We start from the raw sequence: 20,165 nt of genomic DNA on the forward strand, positions 1-20,165 counted from the left end.
TTTGATTTTGGGGGGTGTCAGCCGGCCGGCCGTCCCTCCGCCGCCGGGACGATGCCGTCGACCAGCAGGCCGTGCAGCTGCTCGAGATAGCCATCGCGGGACCGCGCCGTCGGGTCCGAGGTCATGACCACGGTCAGGCCGAGATCGGGCACGACATAGAGCATCTGGCCGCCGAAGCCCCAGGCGTAATGGACCGGATGTCCGCGGGCCGCGGTGATGAACCAGCCATAGCCATAGGCGTGCCCGGTGAAGGGCGACTGTGTGCGCGGCGTCCAGGAGGCCTCGACCCAGCCCTCCGGCAGCACCCGCCGGCCGTCGATGACGCCGCCCCGGCGGTACAGCTCGCCGAAGCGCAGCAGCGCCCGCGGCGACAGCGCCATGTCGTTGCCGCCGACATGAATGCCCTGCGGGTCGCGCGGCCAGTCCGGGATGGTGATGCCCAGCGGCCGGCCCAGCCAGTCGCGCATCAGCGCCAGCGTGCTGCGGCCGGTGGCCCGGGTCAGGGCGGCCGACAGCAGATGGCTGCTGCCGGTCGAATACAGCATCCGCCCGCCGGGCCGGTCGACGAAGGGCTGGGCCAGGATGTAGCGCACCCAGTCGGGGTTGCTGGTCCAGCGCCCGTAATTCGGGCCCGAGGTGCGGTCCAGCCCGGCCCGCATCGACAGCAGGTGGTCGATGGTGACCTGACCCAGCAGCGGGTCGGGGTCCGGGGGCAGCTTGTCGGCGAGGATCGGTGCGATCGGCTGATCGACCCCGGTGAAGACCCGGCGCTCGATGGCGATCCCGACCAGCGCCGACAGGACCGACTTCGACGCCGATTTGATGTTGACCGGCCGGTCCAGCCCGGGGCCGCGGAAGGCGCGCTCCGCCACCGGCACCCCGTCGCGGGCGATGATCAGCGCCCGCAGCCGCGGCAGCGCCGCTGCCCGCTGCAGCGCGGCCTCCAGCAGGGCGGGATCCAGCTGGGGCGTCGGTGCCGTCACCATCACAGGGGTGGGTACGATCTGGGCGGGTGAGGGGGCCGCCGCCAGCGCGAGGCCGGTCGCGATCAAGGGCAGGAGCCGGGTCCGCAGCCGTCGCATCCCGCCCATGTAAGGCGGGCGCAGCGAAGCGTAAAGACCTCCATAAGTCGTGTTCTCACCAGCGAGGTTCGTGCCTAGGCTTGGGCGAACCGCAGCAAGGGAGTCCGGGGATGCTGTCACGCTGGCTGATTCCGCTCCTCGCCCTGATGGCAGGCCCCGCCGTGGCGCAGACGCCGGTGCCGACGGCGGTGTTCCCGTTCGAGCTGGCCGATACCAGCGGCGAGCCGGCGTCGCCCGGCCATGACGCGCGGGTGGCGCTGGCCACTGCGGAGCTGGTCCGGAAGCTCGAGCAGTCCGGCCGCTACCGGTCGGTCGATCTGACCCCGCTGGCGGCGGAGGTCGCGGCGACGGCGCCGCGCTACGATTGCGGCGGCTGCTGGCTGGCGGTGGCGCGGAAGAGCGGGGCGGCGCTGGCGGTGCTGCCCTCCGTCCACAAGATCTCGACGCTGATCTCGACCATGGACATCTGGGTCGCCGACCTGCGCACGGGCCAATACGTGGCGCATGTCCAGGGCCAGATCCGCGGCGACACCGACACGGCCTGGCTGCGCGGCGTCGGTTTCCTGGTCGACGACCGGCTGCTGCGGCAGCCGCCGTGACAAAGGGGGCCGGCTGGGCCGGCCCCCTGCATCGGATCGGCAGTCGCGACGGTTACTTCGCCGGCTCGAAGCCCGTGCCGACGCGCTTGAACAGGGCATAGCCGGATTTGGTGCGGTCGCCCTTGGCGTCATAGGCGATGTCGCCGATCACGGTCTTGTAGTTACTGCCGTCGTGCATCGCGGCCGCGACCTTCTCAGGATCGGTCGAACCGGCCTTCTTCGCCGCCTCGGCCCAGACCTGGACCGCGGCATAGGCGAACAGGGTGTAGCCGGCCGGGTCGATGTTCTTGGCTTTCAGCGCCGCGACCACGTCCTTGGCCGCCGGGTTGGTCTCCGGCGGGTTGTCGATGGTCAGCAGCACGCCCTCGCCGGCCGGGCCGACGATCGACCAGAAGTCCTGGGCGTAGAGGCCGTCGCCGGAGATGAACTGCGCCTGCAGCCCCTGGTCGCGCATCTGCCGCAGCAGCAGCCCGGCCTCGTTGTACAGGCCGCCGTAGTAGACGACGTCGATGTTCTGGGCCTTCAGCTTCGAGATCGTGGCCGAGTAGTCGAGCTCGCCCGGCGTGATCGTCTCATAGGCCGTCTCCTTCACCCCGGCGGCGTTGACCACCGCCTTGGTGGCATCGGCCAGGCCCTTGCCATAGGTGGTCGAATCCTGGACGAAGGCGATCTTCTTGTCCTTGAAGTGCTCGGCGATGTAGGCGCCGGCGACCTTGCCCTGCTGGTCGTCGCGGACCACCGTGCGGAACACGGTCTTGTAGCCCTTCTCGGTCAGGTCCACCGCGGTGGCCGAGGGGGTGATCATGATGATCCCTTCCTCGTCATAGATCGGGGCGGCGGCGACGGTGGCGCCCGACAGGGTGTGGCCGATCACGGCCGCCACCTTCTTGTTGACCATGTCGTTGGCGACCTGCACGGCCTGGCGCGGGTCGCCGGCATCGTCGCCGAACTCGACCACGATCTTCTCGCCATTGACCCCACCGGCGGCATTGATCGCCTCGACCGCCGCCTCCACGCCGCGCCGCTCCTGCAGCCCATAGGGCGCGTTGCCGCCGCTCAGCACGAAGGCCGCCCCGATGGTGACGTCGGCCCAGGCGGCCGATCCGCCGAAGACGACGGCCATGGCCAGGGCCGAGGCCAGCGTCCCGCCGCGGAATCTGCTCATGCGAATCTCCCCTTTGTCATGTCGGCAGGCCGGATGCCCGCACTTTGGGCAGAGGGTAAAGCGATTGCGGGCCCGGCGTGAATTCGTTTGTTGCAAGGCCGGCGTTTCGGCCCGCCCAGGCTTCGTTTCGATCGGTCGGACGCGTCGTTCCGTCAGGAAAATATCCCGGCCGGGACCGCTCGCGACCGATCGATCGAATTTGTGCCGAATCGGATCAGACCGTCTCGGTCACCTTGCTCAGGTTGCGCGGCGCGTCCGGCGACAGGCCGCGCGCTTCCGACAGGGCGGCGACGAAGGGGTAGAAGGCGCCGATCGCCAGGATCGGGTCCAAGGCCGGGTGCAGCGGCGGCGGCAGCGGCAGCGACGCGCCCTCGACCCCCGGGGCCCCGGCCAGCAGGACGTTGGCGCCCAGGCCGCGGAACTCCGCCGCCATCTTCAGCACGCTGTCGCGGCCGCTGTCGTTCGGGGCATAGGCCAGCACCGGGTAGCCGGCCTCGACCAGCGCCTTCGGCCCGTGCATGATCTCGGCCGCGCTCATCGCCTCGGCCTGCAGGATGCAGGTCTCCTTGAACTTCAGCGCGCTCTCCTGGGCGATCGCCAGGTTCAGCCCGCGCCCCGCCACCATCATCCGGTCGGCCTTCGCCAGCGCCTCGACCGCCGGCGACCAGTCGCAGCGCGTCGCCGCTTCCAGCGCCTCCGGCAGCCGCTGCAGCGCCGCCTTCAGCGCGGCATCCTCGGCCCAGTCTGCGACCAGCCGGGCCGCCGCCACCAGGCTGGCGATGTAGGATTTGGTCGCGGCCACGGCCCGCTCGCGCCCGGCATGCTGGTCCAGCACGACCTCCGCCGCCCGGGCGGCCGGGCTGTCGGTCGAGTTCAGGATGGCGACGGTCAGCGCCCCGCGCTCGCGGGCGCGGCGCACCGGCGTCACCAGGTCCGGGCTGCGGCCGGACTGCGACACGGCGATCGCCAGGCTGCCCTTCAGATCGAGATCGCTGTGGCCCAGCGTCTCCAGCGAGGGCGGCAGCGAGGCGGTAACGACGCCGAGGCGGCTGCCCAGGAGGTAGGCGGCATAGGTCGCGGCGTGGTCGGAGCTGCCGCGGGCGATGGTCACGGCGAAGCGCGGCCGGTCGGCCCGCAGCCGCGTGGCCAAGTCGCGGTAGAGCTCCGCGTCGGCGGCCAACAGATCGGCGATGCGTGCCGGCGCCTCGCGCGCCTCCTCAAGCATGATCGAGGTCAATCGACTCTCCTTCGACATGGACGCTCCGGACCCGCAGGTCGGCGTCGAGAACGACGATGTCGGCCCAGGCCCCGGGCGTCAGGCGGCCGCGATCGGCCAGGCCGAGATAGTCGGCGGCCAGGGTCGAGGTGCGGCGCGACGCCTCCTCCGGCTTGAGGCCGATGGCGATGAGATTGGCGAAGGCCTGGTCCATGGTCAGGCAACTGCCGGCCAGGGTGCCGTCGTCCAGCCGCACGCCATTGCCGCATTTCCGCACGGTGTGCCGGCCCAGCCGGTAGTCGCCGTCCGGCATGCCGGAGGCGGCGGTGGCGTCGGTGACGGCGTAGAGCGACGGGATCGCCCGCAAGGCCGCCCGGATGGCGCCGGGATGGACATGCAGCAGGTCGGGGATCAGCTCGGCATGGTCGGCATGGGCCAGGGCGGCGCCGACGATGCCGGGGGCCCGATGGTGCAGCGCCGTCATGGCGTTGAACATGTGGGTGACGCCGTCGACGCCGCGCGAGAACGCCTCGGCCGCCGTCTCGTAGTCGCAGGAGGAATGGCCGAGCTGCACCCGGATACCGCGCGCCGCCAGGAAGGCTTGCAGGCTGCCGTCGGGGTCGGCCTCCGGCGCCCAGGTGACGACCCGGATATCGGCGCGATCGCAGAAATCCGCCATCCGCTCGAGATCGGCCGGGATGGCGTAGGGCGGCTGGGCGCCCAGCCGGTCCGGGCTGATGAACGGGCCCTCCAGATGTACGCCCAGCACCCGCGCCTCGCCCGGCCGACGGCCGGCGATCACCCGGCCGGCGCCGTCCAGCGCCGCCTCGATCTCCTCGACCGGGGAGGTCATGGTGGTGGCCAAGAGCGCGGTGGTGCCGTGCCGGGCATGGGTGCGGGCCAGGGTGCGGATCGATGCTTCGCCCTCCATGGCATCGGCGCCGCCGCCGCCATGGCAGTGCAGATCGATGAAGCCGGGGACGATCGTCGGGCCGTCCAGGCCCGCCACCGGCTCGATCGCTCGAATGTGGCTGTCGAAGCCGATGCGGCCGGCGACCCAGCCCTGCGGCGTCAGGATGCGGCCTTCGAGAACCTTGGTCATGCGTCGCTCCAGGCTTCGCCGGGGGCCAGGAACCGCGCCAGCAACACGGCGCCGTCGCGGGCGTCGCCCAGCGGCGGGCGCAGCCGGGCAGTGATCGTCGGGTCCATATAGGGGCGCAGCGGCGCCGCCAGGCTGCCGCCGGCACAGAAGGGCAGAATGCCGTCGGGGTCGAGGGCGCGGGCCAGCCGGTCGACTTCGCACCCCGCTTCCCGCATCAGCCGCACCGCGGCGGGGTCGCCCTGCTCCGCCAGCCGGACCACGATCGGCGCCAGCGTGGCGTATTTGGTCGACGGCGCCTGGTAGGTCCAGGACAAGAGCTCCGGCGCGGTGGCGCCGCAGGCCTCGAATATCGCCCGGTGCAGGGCGGAGCCGCCGGGCGGGTCGACCTCGCGGCCGTCCAGCAGCTGCAGCGCCTCGCCCAGCGCCCTGAGGCCGAGCCAGGCGCCACTGCCCTCGTCGCCGACCGGGAAGCCCCAGCCGCCGACCTGGCGGGTGGTGCCGTCGGCGAAGATCGCGCTGCCGACCGTGCCGGTGCCAAGCGCGATGGCGGCGCCGGGCCGGCCGCCATGGGCGCCCAGCGTCGTGGCATGGGCGTCGGAGCACAGGCGGAGGCGGGCGAAACCGGGCGCCTTGGCGCGGAATTCGGCGCGCTTCTCCGGCCGGCCGGTGCCGGCCAGGCCGCAGGCCAGCACGGCGTCGGGGTAGTCCGCCTCGGTGATCCCGGCGGCATCGAGCGCGATCCGGATCTGCACCCAGGCGCCGTCGACACCGAGCGTCAGGCTGGACGGGCCGGCCGCACCCTCGCCGAGCACGCGCCCGTCCGGATCGACAGCGCGGAGCCTGGTGCCGGTCGCGCCGCCGTCGACGCCGATATGGATGCGGATCGCCATGGCCTGGTCCCGGTGATGATCGGCGCGGGACGCTAGCAAGCCGCGCCGCCAGCGTCACCACGCTGGCTGGTCTATACCACCGGGATGGTGGCTGGGCCATAAGGAATGGCGTTTCCTAGCGACCGATGCTGAGATTATTGTTCCAAGAGTTGGAACGTTTGGAATGGAACGCCATGGCAGCGGCGGAAGCGGGAACGATCGAGCCGGCGCCGGACAGTTTCGAGGCGCTGCGCGGCGCCATCGCGGCCCGCTATCCGGCCCTCAGCAAGCGGCTCAAGACCATCGCCGAATTCGCCCTGGCCCATCCCGACGTGATCGCGCTGGAGACGGTGGCGGTGATTGCCGCCAAGGCCGAGGTCCAGCCCTCGGCCCTGGTCCGCTTCGCCCAGGCGCTCGGCTTCGACGGCTTCTCCGAGATGCAGCGCCTGTTCCGGGCCCAGCTGGTCGAGCGGATGCCCAGCTATGAGGCGCGCATCCGCACGCTCGACGCCCGCTTCGGCGGCGCCGACACGCCCTCCGGCCCGCTCAACGCCTTCATCGATATCTCGATCGGCGCGCTGGAGCGGCTGCGCGGCGACGTCGACCCGGCGGTCTTCGCCCGCGCGGTCGACATCCTGGCGCAGGCCGACTGCATCCATCTGGCGGCCCAGCGCCGGTCCTTCCCGATCGCGGTCTATCTCTCCTATCTGCTGGCCCAGCTCGACCGGCCGGTGCATCTGCTAGACAATTTCGGCGGCATGCTGGCCGAGCAGGCGCGGGCGATCCGCCCCGGCGATGCGCTGTTCGTCGTCACTTTCCGCAGCTACGCCCCGGATGTGCAGGAGGTGACGCGCCGGGCCCGGGCCGCCGGGGTGCCGATCGTCGCCATCACCGACAGCGACCTCAGCCCGGTCTATCCGATCGCCGATGCCTGCTTCGTGGTGCATGAAGGCGAGATCGACGCCTTCCGCTCGCTCTCGGCCACGCCTTGTCTGGCCCTGACCCTGGCGGTCGCGCTCGGCCGCCGGCATGAGGCGAAGGAAGGCTGATCCGGCCGCTCCTTGCGTCCTTCGGGGTAGCTTCTTCGCCCTGTGGCCGCCTTGATTGTGATTCGCATCCTGCCGGATCCTGATCGAACAGCCGGGTATGTCGACGCGTACGGCTGTGCGCGGTGCAGCCTCGCCTGCCGAAAGACGTGTCGACGCGGTGCCGGTCGCCGGACTACGGCGGCGATCGGTCGCGAAGGAGGCCCGTTTGCTGTCACTGCAACAGGCGATGGAGGCGCGGCGGAACAACTTCCACCTGTGCCGGATGATCGGTGCGCTGTTCATCGTCTTCGCGCATTCGATCGAAATCTGCGGCATGGAGCCGTATTATCTGGCGCACGATCCGGACTTCCGCGCCGCCCTTGTGCTGATGGGCAAGAACGCGCTGCGGCTGTTCTTCGTCTTCAGCGGCATCATGGTGGCGATGAGCTTGGACAAGCGAGCCTCGCTCTGCGCTTATGCCGCGGCCCGGGTGATGCGGATCGTGCCGCCGCTGCTGCTGTTCTCCGCCGTCATGGTCTTCCTGATCGGGCCGCTGATGACCAGCCTGCCGGTCCGGGACTATTTCAGCCGGCTGGACACCTGGCTCTATCTGCCGAAAGCGTCGAGCGGGCTGTTCGTGCCCGACCTGCCCGGCATGTTCGAGACCGTGCCGTATCCGACCCTGATCAACCCGTCGCTTTGGACGCTGTTCTACGAGATCATCTGCTACATCGTGCTGGCGCTGCTGTCGGTGGCCGGATGGCTGTCGCCCCGGCGGCTGCCGCTGACGCTGGCCGCCATCGCCGCCGTCTATTTCGGCATCACCTTCGGCACCGATCTCCGCTTGATCATACCCGTCGACGCCATGGCCGGTTTCGGCATGAGCTTCATGATCGGCGTCGCGCTTTACCACTATCGCCGCTGGATTCCGCTGTCCCTCTGGCTGGTGGTCCTGTTCGGCGGCCTGACGGTGCTGGCGCGGGGCACGTTATGGTCGGAGCTGGCCTCGATCCTGGCCTGCGCCGCAGCTGCCCTGTGGCTCGCCCTGGTTCCGAAAGGCTGGATCCTCGGCTACGGCCGGGTCGGGGAATTATCCTACGCGACCTATATCTGGCACTGGCCGATCGGGCAGATCCTGATCAGCCTGTGGCCCGGGCTGCTGTGGCCGCAACTGTTCCCGCTGATTGTGCTGGTGACCCTGCCGGTGGCCTTTCTGTCCTGGACCCTGGTGGAACTGCCGGCGCTGCGCCGCGCCTCGGAGGCTGCAGCCGTGATCCGCTGGACGGCCAAGGCGCTGCGGCTGCCAGTCCCGCTGCGCACGACGCCTCCGGTGAATATGGCGGTGTCGCCGGGCAGCAGCGCGCCTTAGGAAAACCGCGCGGCCAGCAGCAGGGCTCCTGCCTCGGTGCAGCCGTGCAGCCGGCCCTCGTCGAGGATCCGGTCCAGCTCTGCGGCGAGATCGGGCGCCGGGGCGACGGCCTCCAGGTGCCGCCTGGTCTGCGTCTCCATCTGCGTCAGTGATCTCGGGCGCAGCTCCAGACGACAGGCATAGTCGATCTCGAGCGGGCCGGAGGCGAGTAGCGGGTCGATCAGGTCGCGGGGTCTTGGGCAGGGGTTGTGCACCAGGCCGAGCCGGCGGTCGATCCGCTTCCGCCAGTCGTCGAGGTCGCGCATCACCCGTTGCGAGGGCAGCTCCTCGTCGTACCAGCCGTCGAGGATGAAGACGGCGCGCCGGGCCACCCTGGCCGCTTCCCGCAGGGACCTGGGCAGGTTCTCGACATGGTGGGCGACATAGTCCAGGGCGACGACGTCGAAGCTGTGGTTTGCGAAGGGCAGGGCCTCGGCCCGGCCGGAATGGATCTCCAGTCCGCGCGCCCGCGCCCGGGCGGCGGCGGCTTCCTCCGGTTCGAGGCCGACGCCGCGCACGGAACCGTCGGCGGTGATCTCCTGTAGGAAGGCGCCATCTCCACACCCGACGTCCAGGACCGAGAACGGATGGACGCCGCGCACCGCGGCGAGCAGATCCTGCCTGTGGTCCCTGCGTGGGCGGAGCGTCTCGTCGGGCTCGGTCCGCGGCATCATCATGCTCGGGGTCATGGGGCCTCCATCATTCGTCCGACGGAGGCTATCGCTTCGACCGGGTGTCTGATACCGCTCGGGCTGACACGATATATTCCCGATCGGACACCGAGGGCCGCGGCGTCGAGGAGGGTTCGTGACGGAAAGCTGGATCGATGTCGAGCGTGCCCGCTTCCCGGCCGGCTTCTCCGGGACATGGCACCATCATCCGCTCGCCCAGCTCATCTATCCTGGCCAGGGAGTCATGGTGCTGCACACGCGCCGGGGGCAATGGGTCGTCCCGCCGCTCCAGGGCTGCTGGCTGCCGGCCCGCGAGGAGCATCGGGTCGAGACCTCCGCCGGCTTCGAGATGCTGAGCGCCTATTGCCGGGGCGCCCTGCTGCGCCGGCTGCCGGACCGCTGCGGCATCGTCGCGGTCAGCCCGTTGCTGCGCGAGGTGATCCTGGCCCTGGAAACCGGGCGCCCGCAGGATCGCGCCCGGCGCCGGCTCTGCCTGGTGTTCGCCGACGAGCTGACATTGGATCCGGCCCCCGGGCTCTTCCTCCAGCCGATGGTGTCCCCGGCGTTGAGGACGATCGAGGCGGCCTTCGCGGACGATCCGGGGCATGCCGGGACGCTGGCCGAATGGGCCGCGCGGCTGGGGACAACCACCCGATCGCTGGCGCGGGCCTTCCAACGGGAAGCGCGGATGAGCTTCACCGCCTATCGGCGGCAGGTCCGGCTGCGGGCCGCCCTGGTCAAGCTCGCCGAGGGCGGTTCGGTGACGTCGGTGGCGCACGAGCTCGGCTTCGGGTCGGCGAGCAACTTCATCCGGGACTTCCGGGAAGCCACCGGCACGACGCCGAAGCGCTATTTTCGACCCGGCGCCCGGCTCCGGGCCAGCCATGCGCGAAACGCCCGGGACGGCACTGCCGCCTTTCGGTAACCATGGCGGACGCCAACGACCAGCCGGAGGACGCCGCTCGTGATCCCCAACTCCACCGCCGCGCGGGACGTCGCCTATCTGCTGCACCCCTACACCAATCTCAGCGTCCATCGCGAGACCGGGCCGCTGGTGATCAGCCGCGGCAAGGGCATCCACGTCTATGACGAGGAGGGGCGCGAATATATCGAAGGGCTGGCCGGCCTCTGGTGCGCCGGGCTCGGCTTCGACCAGGAGCGGCTGGTCGAGGCGGCGATGCGGCAGATGCGGCAGCTGCCCTTCTATCACGCCTTCGGCGGCAAGGTGCCGGACGTGCTGGTCGACCTGGCGGAGGCGCTGATGGCGATTGCGCCGCAGCCGCTGGAGCGGGCGCTGTTCGTCAATTCCGGCTCCGAGGCCAACGACCTGGCGGTCAAGATCGCCTGGTACGTCAACAACGCGCTGGGCCGGCCGGAGAAGAAGAAGATCATCGCCCGCCGCAAGGCCTATCACGGCGTCACCGTGATGTCCGGCAGCCTGACCGGCCTGGCCTATGCCCAGGACGGCTTTGACCTGCCGGTCGGCCGGGTGGTGCATGTCGACACGCCGCACCACTATCACGGCGCCCGGCCGGGCGAGAGCGAGGAGGACTACGCCACCCGCCTCGCTGAGCAGCTGAATGCTGTGATCCTGGCCGAGGGGCCGGAGACGGTGGCCGCCTTCATCGCCGAGCCGGTGATGGGCGCGGGCGGCGTGATCGTGCCGCCGCGGAGCTATTTCGAGAAGGTGCAGGCGGTGCTGCGCCGCCACGACGTGCTGTTCATCGCCGACGAGGTGATCTGCGGCTTCGGCCGCACCGGCAACTGGTTCGGCTGCGACACCTTCGGCATCCGGCCGGACATCATGACGGTGGCCAAGCAGCTCTCGGCCGGCTTCCTGCCGATCGCGGCGACGCTGGTCTCCGGCCCGGTCTATGAGGCGCTGGTGGCGGGCAGCGACAAGCACGGGCTGTTCGGCCACGGCAACACTTATGGCGGCCATCCGGTGGCCGCGGCGGTGGCACTGGAGACGCTGAAGATCTATCGCGAGATCGACATCGTCGGCCGGGTGCGGCGGGTCGGCGCCGCGCTGCAGGAGGGGCTGCGCCGCTATACCGACCATCCGCTGGTCGGCGAGGTGCGCGGCCTCGGCCTGATCGCGGCGGCCGAGCTGGTGGCGGACAAGACCGCCCGGACCAACTTCGACAAGGCCCGGGGCATTGGTGCCGAACTGGTCCGCCGCGCCCAGGCGCACGGGCTGCTGACCCGCGCCATGCCCGGCGACGCCATCGCCTTCTGCCCGCCGATGATCATCGACGAGGCCGGCGTCGCCGAGATGCTGCGCCGCTTCGGCCTGGCGCTGGAGGAAACCTGGTCGGCGCTGCAGGAGGCCGCGTGATGGGGCCGGAGAGCCTGCCCCCGGTCGAGGCTGTGGTCGATCTGGCGCGCCGCGCCGGTCGGGTGGTGCTGGAGATCTACAACAGCTTCGACGGCGCCACCCTTCGCAAGGAGGACGGCAGCCCGGTCACCGCCGCGGACCATGCCGCGGAGGCGCTGATCCTGCCCGGCCTGCGCGCCCTGGCGCCGGAAGTGCCGGTGGTGGCGGAGGAGCATTGCGCTGCGCATGGCATCCCGGCGGCGGCGGAGCGGTTCTGGCTGGTCGACCCGCTCGACGGCACCAAGGAGTTCCTGCGCCGCAACGGCGAGTTCACCGTCAACATCGCCCTGGTGGCAGGCGGCGTGCCGGTGCTCGGCGTGGTCGAGGCGCCAGCCTTCGACCGCCGCTTCTGGGCGGCCGGCGGGGAGGCCTGGCAGCAGCAGGGCAACGGGGCGCCGCAGCGCATCGCCGTGCGCCGGCCGCCGGAGGACGGGCTGGTGGTGCTGACCAGCCGGTCGCATGGCGACGATACCCGGCTCGACGCGGCGTTGCGGGGCCGCCGCGTCGCCGAGCGCCGGATTCTCGGCAGCTCGCTGAAGATCGCGCTGATCGCGGCGGGAGAGGCGGATCTCTATCTCCGCTTCGGCCCGACCATGGAATGGGACACCGCGGCGGCCGACGCGGTGCTGCGGGCCGCCGGCGGCGGCATCGACGACCCGTCCGGGCGCCCGCTCGCCTATTCCAAGCCCGGCTTCGCCAATGCCGGCTTCGTCGCGCATGGGGCTGCGGCCGACTAATCCCGCCGTCTTCCCGGCCAGCCTGGCATCAACAGCAAAGCGGCCGTCCCACCAGCCGGACGGCCGCTTTGCTGTTCCCAGACCCGAAAAAGAAAGGGGCGCCCCGAAGGACGCCCCCCTCTCCCGATGGGATCTTTGAAAGACCGTCTTAGTTGATGACGATCTCGACGCGGCGGTTCTGCGGCTCGCGCACACCGTCGGCGGTCGGGACCAGCGGATCGGACTCACCGACGCCGCGGGTGACGATCAGGTTGTCGGCAACGCCGTCGGCGACCAGCTCGCGGCGGACCGCCTCGGCGCGACGCACCGACAGGGCCTGGTTGTACCGGTCCGAACCCGAACGGTCGGTGTGGCCGGTGACGTCGATGCGGGTGGTCTTGCCCTGGAGGGCGTCAGCCGCGGCCGAGGCCACGATCTGGCGGGCTTCCGGGGTCAGACGCGAGCTGTCGAAGTCGAAGAACACCAGGTAGCTGCGGCCCTGGACGACGACAGGCTCCTCGACGACGGCCGGAGCCGGGGCGAAGGTGTAGCGCACACCGAGCAGGATGGTGTGGTTGTTGCTGCTGTCGTACTTCAGCTTGACGCCCTGGTCGCTGAAGGTCGGCTCGGTGTTGCCGAGATAGCGGTACTCGAGGTTCGCGGCCAGGTTCGGCGAGAAGTTGTACGACACACCCGCGATGCCCTGATAGGCGAACTGGGTGTTGAAGTCGTTGAACTTGGCGCCGCCACCCTTGATCTCGGAGTCGAGCATGGCGACACCGATGCCGGCGCCGATGTACGGCACGAAGGGCGACCCGAAGTCGATGTCGTAGTAGCCATTGGCCATGATGCCGATGGTGCGGAAGTGGCCGTTCTTGGCGATCGTGCCGGCGCCGTCGACCTTGACCTTGTCAACGTCGTTGGTGCGCAGGCTGACTTCGGCATCCGCGCGGAACGAACCCCAGTCGTAACCGAGATAGATGTTGCCGGCCGGGCCGATGCTGTATTCCGACTTGCCGCCGATGCCGCCGGCGCTCTTGACGCTGAAGTCGTCATCCTGACGGAGATTCACACCCGCGCCGGCGCCGACATAGAGACCGGTGGCCTGATACTGCTGCGCCATCGCCGGGGCTGCAACGAGCAGGGCGGCCGCACCGACGGCGTACATCAAGTTCTTCTTCATATCCAATACCTCGCTGATCACGGTTCAACCGAGGTCTCGTCCCCCGCTTCCTTCAAGGGCTGCGACCAGACCGCTCCCCTTGCATGTACGATGGTCGGGCGTAGACCGCAATTGAAATGGACCGCGCGCTGTTGCGAATTTCGCGCAGTGTTGCAGTGATGCACCACCAGCCTGCGCGGCCATTCGCGACCGGGTTAACCGATTGTTCGGATTTTGGAAACCGAAAAGCGAAGGACTCCGCAAGGCGGTGCGGATGCAACAAGACCGTGACAGCCCCGGCTCCGACCGAGAATCGGCGGAATCCGCAAATTTTCGAATAAATCCAATGGATTGGGCCAAAGATCTGCGGCCGCACCGCGATTCCGCCGCTCGTGCCGGGGAAACCCGTCGGACCCCGCCGGGACGTCGGCCGCGGACGGGCGGCGGGACCGAAGAATCAGCCCCTCAGCGCAGCCGGTCCCGCACCAGCCGGGCGATGCCGCCGGCACGCTGCTCCGCCGCCGCGAGCAGACGGTCGCGGCTGTCGGCATAGACCTGGCGGCGGGCGGCATCGTCGAGGCCGCGCAGATTGACATCGACGGCATAGAGCACCGCCTCGACCGCGCCGCGCAGAGTCGCGGCGCCGGCGCCGACATCGCTGACGATCTGGGTCGCCGCCAGCGTGGCGGCCTGGTTGGCGAGGTCGATCCCCTCCAGCGCGGTCTGGGCCGCGTTCAGCGGAATCTCGGTGGCGGCGATCGTCGCCTCCCGCAGCGCCTTGCGCCGCGCCGCCTTCTCGTCCTCGGTCGCCTTCGGCAGCTTCAGCGCCGCCATATAGGCGTCGAACACGGCGACATCGGCCTCGGCATGGGCCGACAGCTCGGCGATCAGCCGCTCGCCCGACAGAATCAGCGTGTCGAGGAAGGTCCGGTCGGCCGCCTTGTTGGCGGTGACGCGCAGCGCCATCACCACGAGGCCGAGGCCGATCGTCGCCGACACCATGGCCGCGGAGCCGCCGCCCGGCGTCGGCGAATCGCTGGCCAGCGCGTCGCGGAAGGTGGCGAGCGGCCATTGCCAGAGGCTGTCTTCGGTCTGGGTGGTCATCGTAGTCTCCCGGCCAGGCGCTGCAGGTGCACGGCCCGCAGCAGATTGGCGAAGATCAGGGTCGCGGTCAGCGGCCCGACGCCGCCCGGCACCGGCGTCAGCGCCGCGGCGACCGGGCGGACGCTGCCGGCGTCGACATCGCCGACCACCCGGCCGTCGATCACCGAGATGCCGGCATCGACCACCACCTGCCCCGGCCGGACCATCGCACCGGTGACCAGCCCTGGCCGGCCGGCGGCGACGAAGACGATGTCGGCGGCGGCGACGGCGGCGGCCAGGTCGCGGGTGCGGCTATGGCAGACCGTCACCGTGGCGTCACGGTTGACCAGCATCGGCGCCAAAGCCCGGCCGACGGCACGACCGCGGCCGACCACCACGGCCCGGGAACCCCTCAGATCCGCGACGGTCTCGGCCAGGCGGATGCAGGCGTCCGGGGTGGCCGGCAGCAGCGCGTCGGCCTCGCGCCCGGCGGCGATCAGGCCGAGATTGTGCGGCGTCAGCCCGTCGACATCCTTCAGCGGGTCGAGCCGCCGGATGGCGGTCTCGACGTCCAGGCCCGCGGCCAGCGGCAGTTCCAGCAGGATGCCGTGCACGCCGGGATCGGCAGACAGCGCAGCGACGCGGTCGTCGAGCGCGGCCTGGCCGCCCGCCGGATCGACCGTCTCGACCCGGAAGCTCAGCCCCAGCGCATCGGCGATGCGCTGCTTGGCGGCGGCGTAACGGGCGACCGCGGCGTCATCGCTGGCCACCACCACGGCCAGGCAGGGGCGGAGATCGGGCGGCCGGTCCGCCAGGATCCGCGACCGGATCCGGTCGGCGATCGGCTTTCCCAGCAGGGCGGTGGCTTCGGCCATGGCGAGGTCCCGTGAGGCGTTCAGCCGGCAATACACCAACATCGGCGTCCCCGGCTCGACATTTCCGCCGGACAAGGCCATAACGCGGCCGCCCCTCGCCACTGGGGCCGCGACACCGATCGGCCGATTCGCGGCGAAGCACGGGATCGGCCCTGGAGCAAGCGATGGTCCCCGTCCTGTTCGCGCTCGGAACCAATCTCGGCGACCGCGCGGCCAATCTGCGGCGGGCGATCGCCTGGCTGCGCCGCACCGTTGCGGTCGAGGCGCTCTCGGCTGTCTATGAGACGGCGCCGATGTACGACACCGACCAGCCCCCCTTCCTCAACATGTGCGTCGCCGCCCGGACCGACCTCGAACCCGAGGCGCTGCTGGCGCGGCTGAAGGCGGCGGAGGCGGAGATCGGCCGGGTCCCCAGCCGCCCAAAAGGGCCGCGGCTGATCGATATCGACCTGCTGCTCTATGGCGACCGCGTCATCGACCGGCCGGACCTGGTGGTGCCGCATCCGCGGATGGCGGAGCGCGGCTTCGTCCTGGCACCGGCCGCCGATATCGCGGCCGGCTGGCGGCATCCGGTCGACGGCCGCAGCGTGGCGCAGCTGCTGCAGGCACTCGGGCCGCTCTCCGGCGTGGTCCGGCGCGACGACCTGCGGCTGGATTAGGATCGGCCGGCCGGCGGCCCCGATCCGCCGGCCGGGCTTCGGCTCAGGCGACCAGATCCCGGAGGGCTGCCACGAGCCGGTCGCATTCGGCGTCCGTACCGATGCTGATGCGGAGGTGATCGCGGATGCGCGGCTTCGGGAAATGGCGCACCAGGATCGCCCTGCCCCTAAGCGCCGCCGCAAGCTCGGCGCCCGGCCGCACCGGATGGCGGACGAACAGGAAGTTCGCGGCCGAGCGCAGCACATCGAAGCCGAGGTCGCGCAGCGACGCCGCCAGCCGCTCCCGGCTGGCGACGATCCGATCGCGCTGCGTCTCGAACCACGCCCGGTCCTCCCAGGCGGCGACCGCGCCGGCGATGGCGAGGCGGTCGAGCGGATAGGAGTTGAAGCTGTCGCGGACCCGCTCCAGCGCCTCGATCAGCGGCCGCTGGCCGATGGCGAAGCCGACGCGGAGCCCGGCGAGGCCATGCGATTTGGAGAAGGTCCGGATCACGAGCAGATTGGGATATCTGTCCACCAGCGGCACGGCGCTCTGCCCGCCGAAATCCACATAGGCTTCGTCGATCGCGACGACCTGATCCGGATGGTCGGCCACCAGGGCCTCGATCTCGTCGCGCGGCAGGGCGATGCCGGTCGGCGCATTCGGATTCGGCAGGATGACCGCGCCGCAGGGCCCGCGATAGTCGGCCACGCGGATCCGCAGGGCGTCGTCGAGCGGAACCTCGGAAACTCGACACCGTAGAGACGGCAATAGGTCGGGTAGAAGCTGTAGGTGACGTCGGGGAAGAGCAGCGGGGCGGCGTGCTTCAGCAGGGCCTGGAACGTGTGCGCCAGAACCTCGTCGGAACCGTTGCCGGCGAACACCTGGTCCGCGTCGATGCCGTGGTGCTCGGCGATCGCGGCCCGTAGCCGAAGGGCGGTCGGATCGGGGTAGAGCCTCAGCGCATCCGTCGTCACCTCCGAGATCGCCGCGAGCGCGCGAGGCGACGGACCGTAGGGATTCTCGTTGGTGTTGAGCTTGACCAGATCGTGCCGGGCGGGCTGCTCCCCCGGGACGTACGGGGTCAATGTGTGGACGATCGGGCTCCAGAAGCGGCTCATGGCAATGTCCAGGTGAGGTGAGCCGCCAATATCCCGACGGGACCGGGCGCACCGCAACCGGATCCTGCGGCGGCGAACCCGGCACCTTCGTGACGACCGGGCAAGCCTCAGCCCTGCTCCACCGGCGCCGGCCCGGCGGAGCCGCGCTCGACCAGCTCCGGCAGCACCAGATGCGACGGCGGCGTCTCGCCGCGCAGCAGCGCCAGCACCTGCTCGGCCAAGTGCTCGCCGAAGGGGCGCAGCGAGGTGCGGAAGGTGGTCAGGGGCGGGTTCGCCAGCCCTGCGATCGGGATGTCGTCGCAGCCGATGATCGAAACGTCGTGGCCCACGGACAGGCCGGCGGCGCGCACCGCCTCGGCGGCGCCGAACGCCATCTCGTCATTGCCGCACAGGATCGCGGTCGGCCGCGGCGACAGACCCAGCAGCGCCTCGGCCTGCCGGCCGCCGCTCCGGGCGGTGTAATCGCCGCAGCGATGCCAGGCCGGGTCGGCGACAAGGCCGGCGGCGGCGAGCGCCTCCTGCCACCCGTCGAGGCGCTGCCGGCTGGCGTTGACTTGCTCCGGCGTGTTGATCAGGGCGATGCGGCGATGGCCGCGGGCCGCCAGCCAGGCGGTCGCGGCCCGGCCGCTGGCGCGGTGGTCGGCGTCGACGAAGGGCGTCCCCGGCCGGTCGCCGTCGCGGCCGAGCATGGTGAAGGGGAAGTCCTGCCGGCGCAGATAGGCGGCGCGCGGGTCGTCGACCCGCACCCGGGTCAGGATCACGGCGTCGACCCGGCGGCCCTCGACCAGCCGGCGCAGGGTCTCGAGCTCCTGCTCGTCCGGCGCGGCGCCGGCGACCAGCACGGCGTAGCCCGCCGGCGACAGCACGGCGTCGATGCCGGTCAGGAGCGGCAGGAAATAGCTGTCGACCAGGCCGCCGGGCGACGGCGTCAGCAGGAAGCCGACGGTGTCGGCCCGGCCGCGGCGCAGGGTGCGGCCCAGCGCGTTCGGCGTGTAGCCGATCTCCTGCGCCGCCGCCAGCACTCGCTTGCGGGTCTCGTCGGCGACGTCGCCATGGCCGTTGAGGGCGCGGGAGACGGTGTAGGTCGACAGTCCGAGCGATCGGGCGAGTTCGACGATGCCCACCCGTTTGCGATCCGCCATTCGCCCGTCCCGTCCGCGATCCCGGTCAATCCTCGATCCCGGCGAACAGCAGCACGACGGCCGCGGTCGAAGAGGCGCCGGCGCCGCCGAGCCCCTCGCCGGTGATCGGGTCGAAATACTCGCGGAAGCCGCTGCGGGCCACAACCGCCATGCTGTCGCGGCGGATGCGCGCAGCCAGGTCCTGCCGGCCGCCGCGTCGGAGCCCGTCATGCAGCATCCAGTTGACCACCGGGCTGACCGGACCGCGCCAGGGCTTCCGGGGGTCGAATTCGGGCCGGCCGGGCGCGAAGCTCGGCACCGCGATCTCGACCTCGTCCAGCCAGCGCTCCAGCGAGGCGAGCATCGCCGGGCGATGCTCCGCCAGAGTCGGATCGGCGTAGAGCGGCAGCAGCCCGCCGATGCCGGGCTTGCGGAGGATCTTTCCGGCGCGGGTGTCGCGCGAATGGTAGAGGCCCTCGGCCCGGTCCCAGCATCTCTCCAGCGCGGCGCGGGTCCTGGCGATCACGCGGTCGACCTCGGCCGTGCCGGCGCTGTCGTCGAGCATGTCGAGAAGGAAGCGCAGGTCGCGGTTGGCGCGTTGCAGGATGGCGTTGACGCCGATATCGGCGACGCGGAACGGAGCCACGGCATCATCCCAGGCGGGGCTGCCAACCATGCCGCTTTCCCCGGGATCGATGATCGCCGCAAGACCGGTGCCGTCGGGGTCCCGTGCCGCGGCGAACCAGCGGTGCCAGGCCAGCAGCTTCGGCGTCAGCCCGCGCAGGCGTGGGCGTGACCTCTGCACCCCGAAGCGCTCGAACAGGTCGCGGACGGCGGTGGCGGCCAGCGGCGGCCGGGTGATGCCGGGCCCGTCCGGCCCGGCCGCGCCGTTCGGGACATCGCCGTGGAGCAGGACGTGCGGGACCATGCCGTCTGGCCGTTGCCCGGCCAGCAGGGTCTCGATCTCGGTCCAGGCGCGGTCCTCGTCGAACCGGGCGAGGCCGAGCGCGGCCAGGCAGGACTCCCAGTTCCCCTGCGCCCGGGTAGGGCCGGAGGCGGTCGGCACCGTGTACCCGCCCCGGTCGTTGGCGCGGAGAACGGCGGTCGCGGCCTCGGTCAGATCGGTGGTCATGAATGCTCGCGGATCGGGGGCGGCAGGCCGGCAATGCGCGGGTGATTTATATAAATATTTATGAAAACTCAATTCGTAACGGAAGCGCAACGGTCCGGCCAGCCGTGATCACGGCTTTACCGCGACGCGGGGGACAGCCACACTGATCGGCATGAGGCGCTTGGCGTCATGCGCCCCCGTCATCGTCCTGGCGGCATGGGGGGTGGCCGCCCATGCGGCAGAGATGACGGTCGCGGGGATCACCTTCAGCGACGCAGAGGGCGGCTTCGTGCTCGAATCCGCGACCGGGAGCGGGCGGCTCGACGATCCTTTCGTGGTGGTCGAGCGGATCACCGGCAAGGGCGAGGCCGCGCTCACCGTCACCGGGCTGACGCCGGCCTTCGGCAACCGGGTCGGCACCGCGCATCTGGTCGGCTTCGCCCTGGTCAAGGTGGTGCGCAACGACACCGGGGAGACCTGGCGCGACTTCCCGGTCGAGTTGCAGGAGCGGCGCGGCGACCAGAGCCCCTATGGCGACGGCCTGTCCTTCGCCCAGGCGCCCGAGGGGGCGCGCGGTATCCGGGCCGACCTGTTCGCCGCGGCGCAGATGTATGACGAGCCGCGCGACATGGTGCTGTTCCATGACGGCACGGTGGTGCCCGGCGGCACGGTGGTCCTGCGCGTCCTGGTCACCGACAACACCCCGTCGGCGCCCTTCTACGTCGTGCAGCGACGGATCCAGCCGACCGCGGCGCTGCCGCCGCCGCAGCGCGTCGCCGCCGCCCGGGTCGGGCCATGACCGGCGCCGCGCGGCGTGCAG

At 70.9% G+C, this 20,165-nt stretch carries 20 protein-coding genes and 1 pseudogene; 8 read left to right on the forward strand and 13 right to left on the reverse strand.

Features of this window, described 5'->3' with window-relative positions:
- Positions 1–17 precede the first annotated feature (17 nt).
- Entirely contained in the window at positions 18–1,082 is a 1,065-nt protein-coding gene (locus tag KXR53_RS04675; protein WP_437373875.1) for a serine hydrolase domain-containing protein, read from the reverse strand.
- 110 nt (positions 1,083–1,192) lie between these two features.
- On the opposite strand from KXR53_RS04675, the gene KXR53_RS04680 reads away from it, so the two are divergent.
- Positions 1,193–1,681, forward strand: coding sequence for a DUF3280 domain-containing protein (locus KXR53_RS04680; protein ID WP_437373877.1), 489 nt, complete (start codon positions 1,193–1,195; stop codon positions 1,679–1,681).
- 52 nt (positions 1,682–1,733) lie between these two features.
- Here KXR53_RS04680 and KXR53_RS04685 read toward each other — a convergent pair whose 3' ends face one another.
- The 4 genes from KXR53_RS04685 to KXR53_RS04700 form a co-directional block, all read right to left on the reverse strand.
- Positions 1,734–2,846, reverse strand: a complete 1,113-nt coding sequence (locus KXR53_RS04685; protein WP_437373879.1) for a branched-chain amino acid ABC transporter substrate-binding protein — start codon at positions 2,844–2,846, stop codon at positions 1,734–1,736.
- A gap of 214 nt (positions 2,847–3,060) precedes the next feature.
- On the reverse strand, positions 3,061–4,083 hold the full coding sequence (locus tag KXR53_RS04690; RefSeq protein WP_437373881.1) for an SIS domain-containing protein: 1,023 nt from the start codon (positions 4,081–4,083) through the stop codon (positions 3,061–3,063).
- A complete protein-coding gene (gene nagA, locus KXR53_RS04695; RefSeq protein ID WP_437373883.1) occupies positions 4,064–5,164 on the reverse strand; it encodes an N-acetylglucosamine-6-phosphate deacetylase in 1,101 nt (366 codons plus the stop codon). Before nagA ends, KXR53_RS04690 begins: the two co-directional genes overlap by 20 nt.
- Positions 5,161–6,054, reverse strand: coding sequence for a BadF/BadG/BcrA/BcrD ATPase family protein (locus KXR53_RS04700; RefSeq protein WP_437373886.1), 894 nt, complete (start codon positions 6,052–6,054; stop codon positions 5,161–5,163). Before KXR53_RS04700 ends, nagA begins: the two co-directional genes overlap by 4 nt.
- A 173-nt stretch (positions 6,055–6,227) precedes the next feature.
- Here KXR53_RS04700 and KXR53_RS04705 point away from each other — a divergent pair, with 173 nt between their 5' ends.
- Both KXR53_RS04705 and KXR53_RS04710 read left to right on the forward strand, forming a co-directional pair.
- Positions 6,228–7,082 carry a MurR/RpiR family transcriptional regulator gene (locus tag KXR53_RS04705; protein ID WP_437373888.1) on the forward strand — a complete coding sequence of 285 codons (855 nt, stop codon included), beginning with the start codon at positions 6,228–6,230 and terminating at the stop codon, positions 7,080–7,082.
- A 205-nt stretch (positions 7,083–7,287) separates the two neighbouring features.
- Complete coding sequence (locus tag KXR53_RS04710; RefSeq protein ID WP_437373890.1) at positions 7,288–8,430, forward strand: acyltransferase family protein; 1,143 nt, start codon at positions 7,288–7,290, stop codon at positions 8,428–8,430.
- Here the strand turns inward: KXR53_RS04710 and KXR53_RS04715 are convergent.
- The gene (locus KXR53_RS04715) at positions 8,427–9,158 is read right to left on the reverse strand and encodes a class I SAM-dependent methyltransferase (RefSeq protein WP_437373892.1); all 732 of its coding nucleotides are present in this window, start codon (positions 9,156–9,158) and stop codon (positions 8,427–8,429) included. The two genes, KXR53_RS04710 and KXR53_RS04715, sit on opposite strands and share 4 nt — an antisense overlap.
- Before the next feature lie 118 nt (positions 9,159–9,276).
- Between KXR53_RS04715 and KXR53_RS04720 the strand changes: the two genes are divergently transcribed.
- From KXR53_RS04720 to cysQ, 3 genes are read left to right on the forward strand one after another with little or no spacing between them, the layout of a single operon-like run.
- Positions 9,277–10,065 (forward strand): AraC family transcriptional regulator, encoded by a 789-nt coding sequence (locus KXR53_RS04720; protein ID WP_437373894.1) that lies wholly within the window; start codon positions 9,277–9,279, stop codon positions 10,063–10,065.
- A gap of 39 nt (positions 10,066–10,104) precedes the next feature.
- On the forward strand, positions 10,105–11,478 hold the full coding sequence (locus KXR53_RS04725; RefSeq protein ID WP_437373896.1) for an aspartate aminotransferase family protein: 1,374 nt from the start codon (positions 10,105–10,107) through the stop codon (positions 11,476–11,478).
- Entirely contained in the window at positions 11,478–12,254 is a 777-nt protein-coding gene (cysQ, locus tag KXR53_RS04730) for a 3'(2'),5'-bisphosphate nucleotidase CysQ (protein ID WP_437373898.1), read from the forward strand. The genes KXR53_RS04725 and cysQ overlap by 1 nt, the downstream gene beginning before the upstream one ends.
- Positions 12,255–12,402: 148 nt before the next feature.
- Here cysQ and KXR53_RS04735 read toward each other — a convergent pair whose 3' ends face one another.
- The 3 genes from KXR53_RS04735 to KXR53_RS04745 form a co-directional block, all read right to left on the reverse strand.
- The gene (locus tag KXR53_RS04735; RefSeq protein WP_437373900.1) at positions 12,403–13,401 is read right to left on the reverse strand and encodes an OmpA family protein; all 999 of its coding nucleotides are present in this window, start codon (positions 13,399–13,401) and stop codon (positions 12,403–12,405) included.
- A gap of 459 nt (positions 13,402–13,860) precedes the next feature.
- A complete protein-coding gene (locus KXR53_RS04740; protein ID WP_437373902.1) occupies positions 13,861–14,499 on the reverse strand; it encodes a cyclodeaminase/cyclohydrolase family protein in 639 nt (212 codons plus the stop codon).
- The gene (locus tag KXR53_RS04745; protein ID WP_437373904.1) at positions 14,496–15,353 is read right to left on the reverse strand and encodes a bifunctional 5,10-methylenetetrahydrofolate dehydrogenase/5,10-methenyltetrahydrofolate cyclohydrolase; all 858 of its coding nucleotides are present in this window, start codon (positions 15,351–15,353) and stop codon (positions 14,496–14,498) included. Before KXR53_RS04745 ends, KXR53_RS04740 begins: the two co-directional genes overlap by 4 nt.
- 164 nt (positions 15,354–15,517) lie before the next feature.
- Between KXR53_RS04745 and folK the strand changes: the two genes are divergently transcribed.
- Positions 15,518–16,012: a 2-amino-4-hydroxy-6-hydroxymethyldihydropteridine diphosphokinase gene (gene folK, locus KXR53_RS04750; RefSeq protein ID WP_437373906.1), complete on the forward strand. Its 495-nt coding sequence runs from the start codon at positions 15,518–15,520 to the stop codon at positions 16,010–16,012.
- 43 nt (positions 16,013–16,055) lie between these two features.
- Here the strand turns inward: folK and KXR53_RS04755 are convergent, their stop codons facing one another.
- The 4 genes and pseudogenes from KXR53_RS04755 to KXR53_RS04770 all read right to left on the reverse strand — a co-directional run bounded on the left by KXR53_RS04755 (position 16,056) and on the right by KXR53_RS04770 (position 19,366).
- Positions 16,056–16,703 carry a pyridoxal phosphate-dependent aminotransferase gene (locus KXR53_RS04755; RefSeq protein WP_437374056.1) on the reverse strand — a complete coding sequence of 216 codons (648 nt, stop codon included), beginning with the start codon at positions 16,701–16,703 and terminating at the stop codon, positions 16,056–16,058.
- Positions 16,704–16,786: 83 nt separating this feature from the next.
- A pseudogene (locus KXR53_RS04760) lies at positions 16,787–17,113 on the reverse strand (hypothetical protein); the annotation flags it as partial.
- Between the two features lie 107 nt (positions 17,114–17,220).
- Positions 17,221–18,255 (reverse strand): LacI family DNA-binding transcriptional regulator, encoded by a 1,035-nt coding sequence (locus KXR53_RS04765; RefSeq protein WP_437373908.1) that lies wholly within the window; start codon positions 18,253–18,255, stop codon positions 17,221–17,223.
- A gap of 25 nt (positions 18,256–18,280) precedes the next feature.
- Positions 18,281–19,366 carry an MGH1-like glycoside hydrolase domain-containing protein gene (locus tag KXR53_RS04770; RefSeq protein ID WP_437373910.1) on the reverse strand — a complete coding sequence of 362 codons (1,086 nt, stop codon included), beginning with the start codon at positions 19,364–19,366 and terminating at the stop codon, positions 18,281–18,283.
- 223 nt (positions 19,367–19,589) lie between these two features.
- Between KXR53_RS04770 and KXR53_RS04775 the strand changes: the two genes are divergently transcribed.
- A complete protein-coding gene (locus KXR53_RS04775) occupies positions 19,590–20,144 on the forward strand; it encodes a hypothetical protein (RefSeq protein WP_437373913.1) in 555 nt (184 codons plus the stop codon).
- The last annotated feature ends 21 nt before the right edge of the window (positions 20,145–20,165 follow it).

It is taken from the genome of Inquilinus limosus (assembly GCF_051487185.1).
GTDB classification, from domain to species: Bacteria; Pseudomonadota; Alphaproteobacteria; order DSM-16000; family Inquilinaceae; genus Inquilinus; species Inquilinus limosus_F.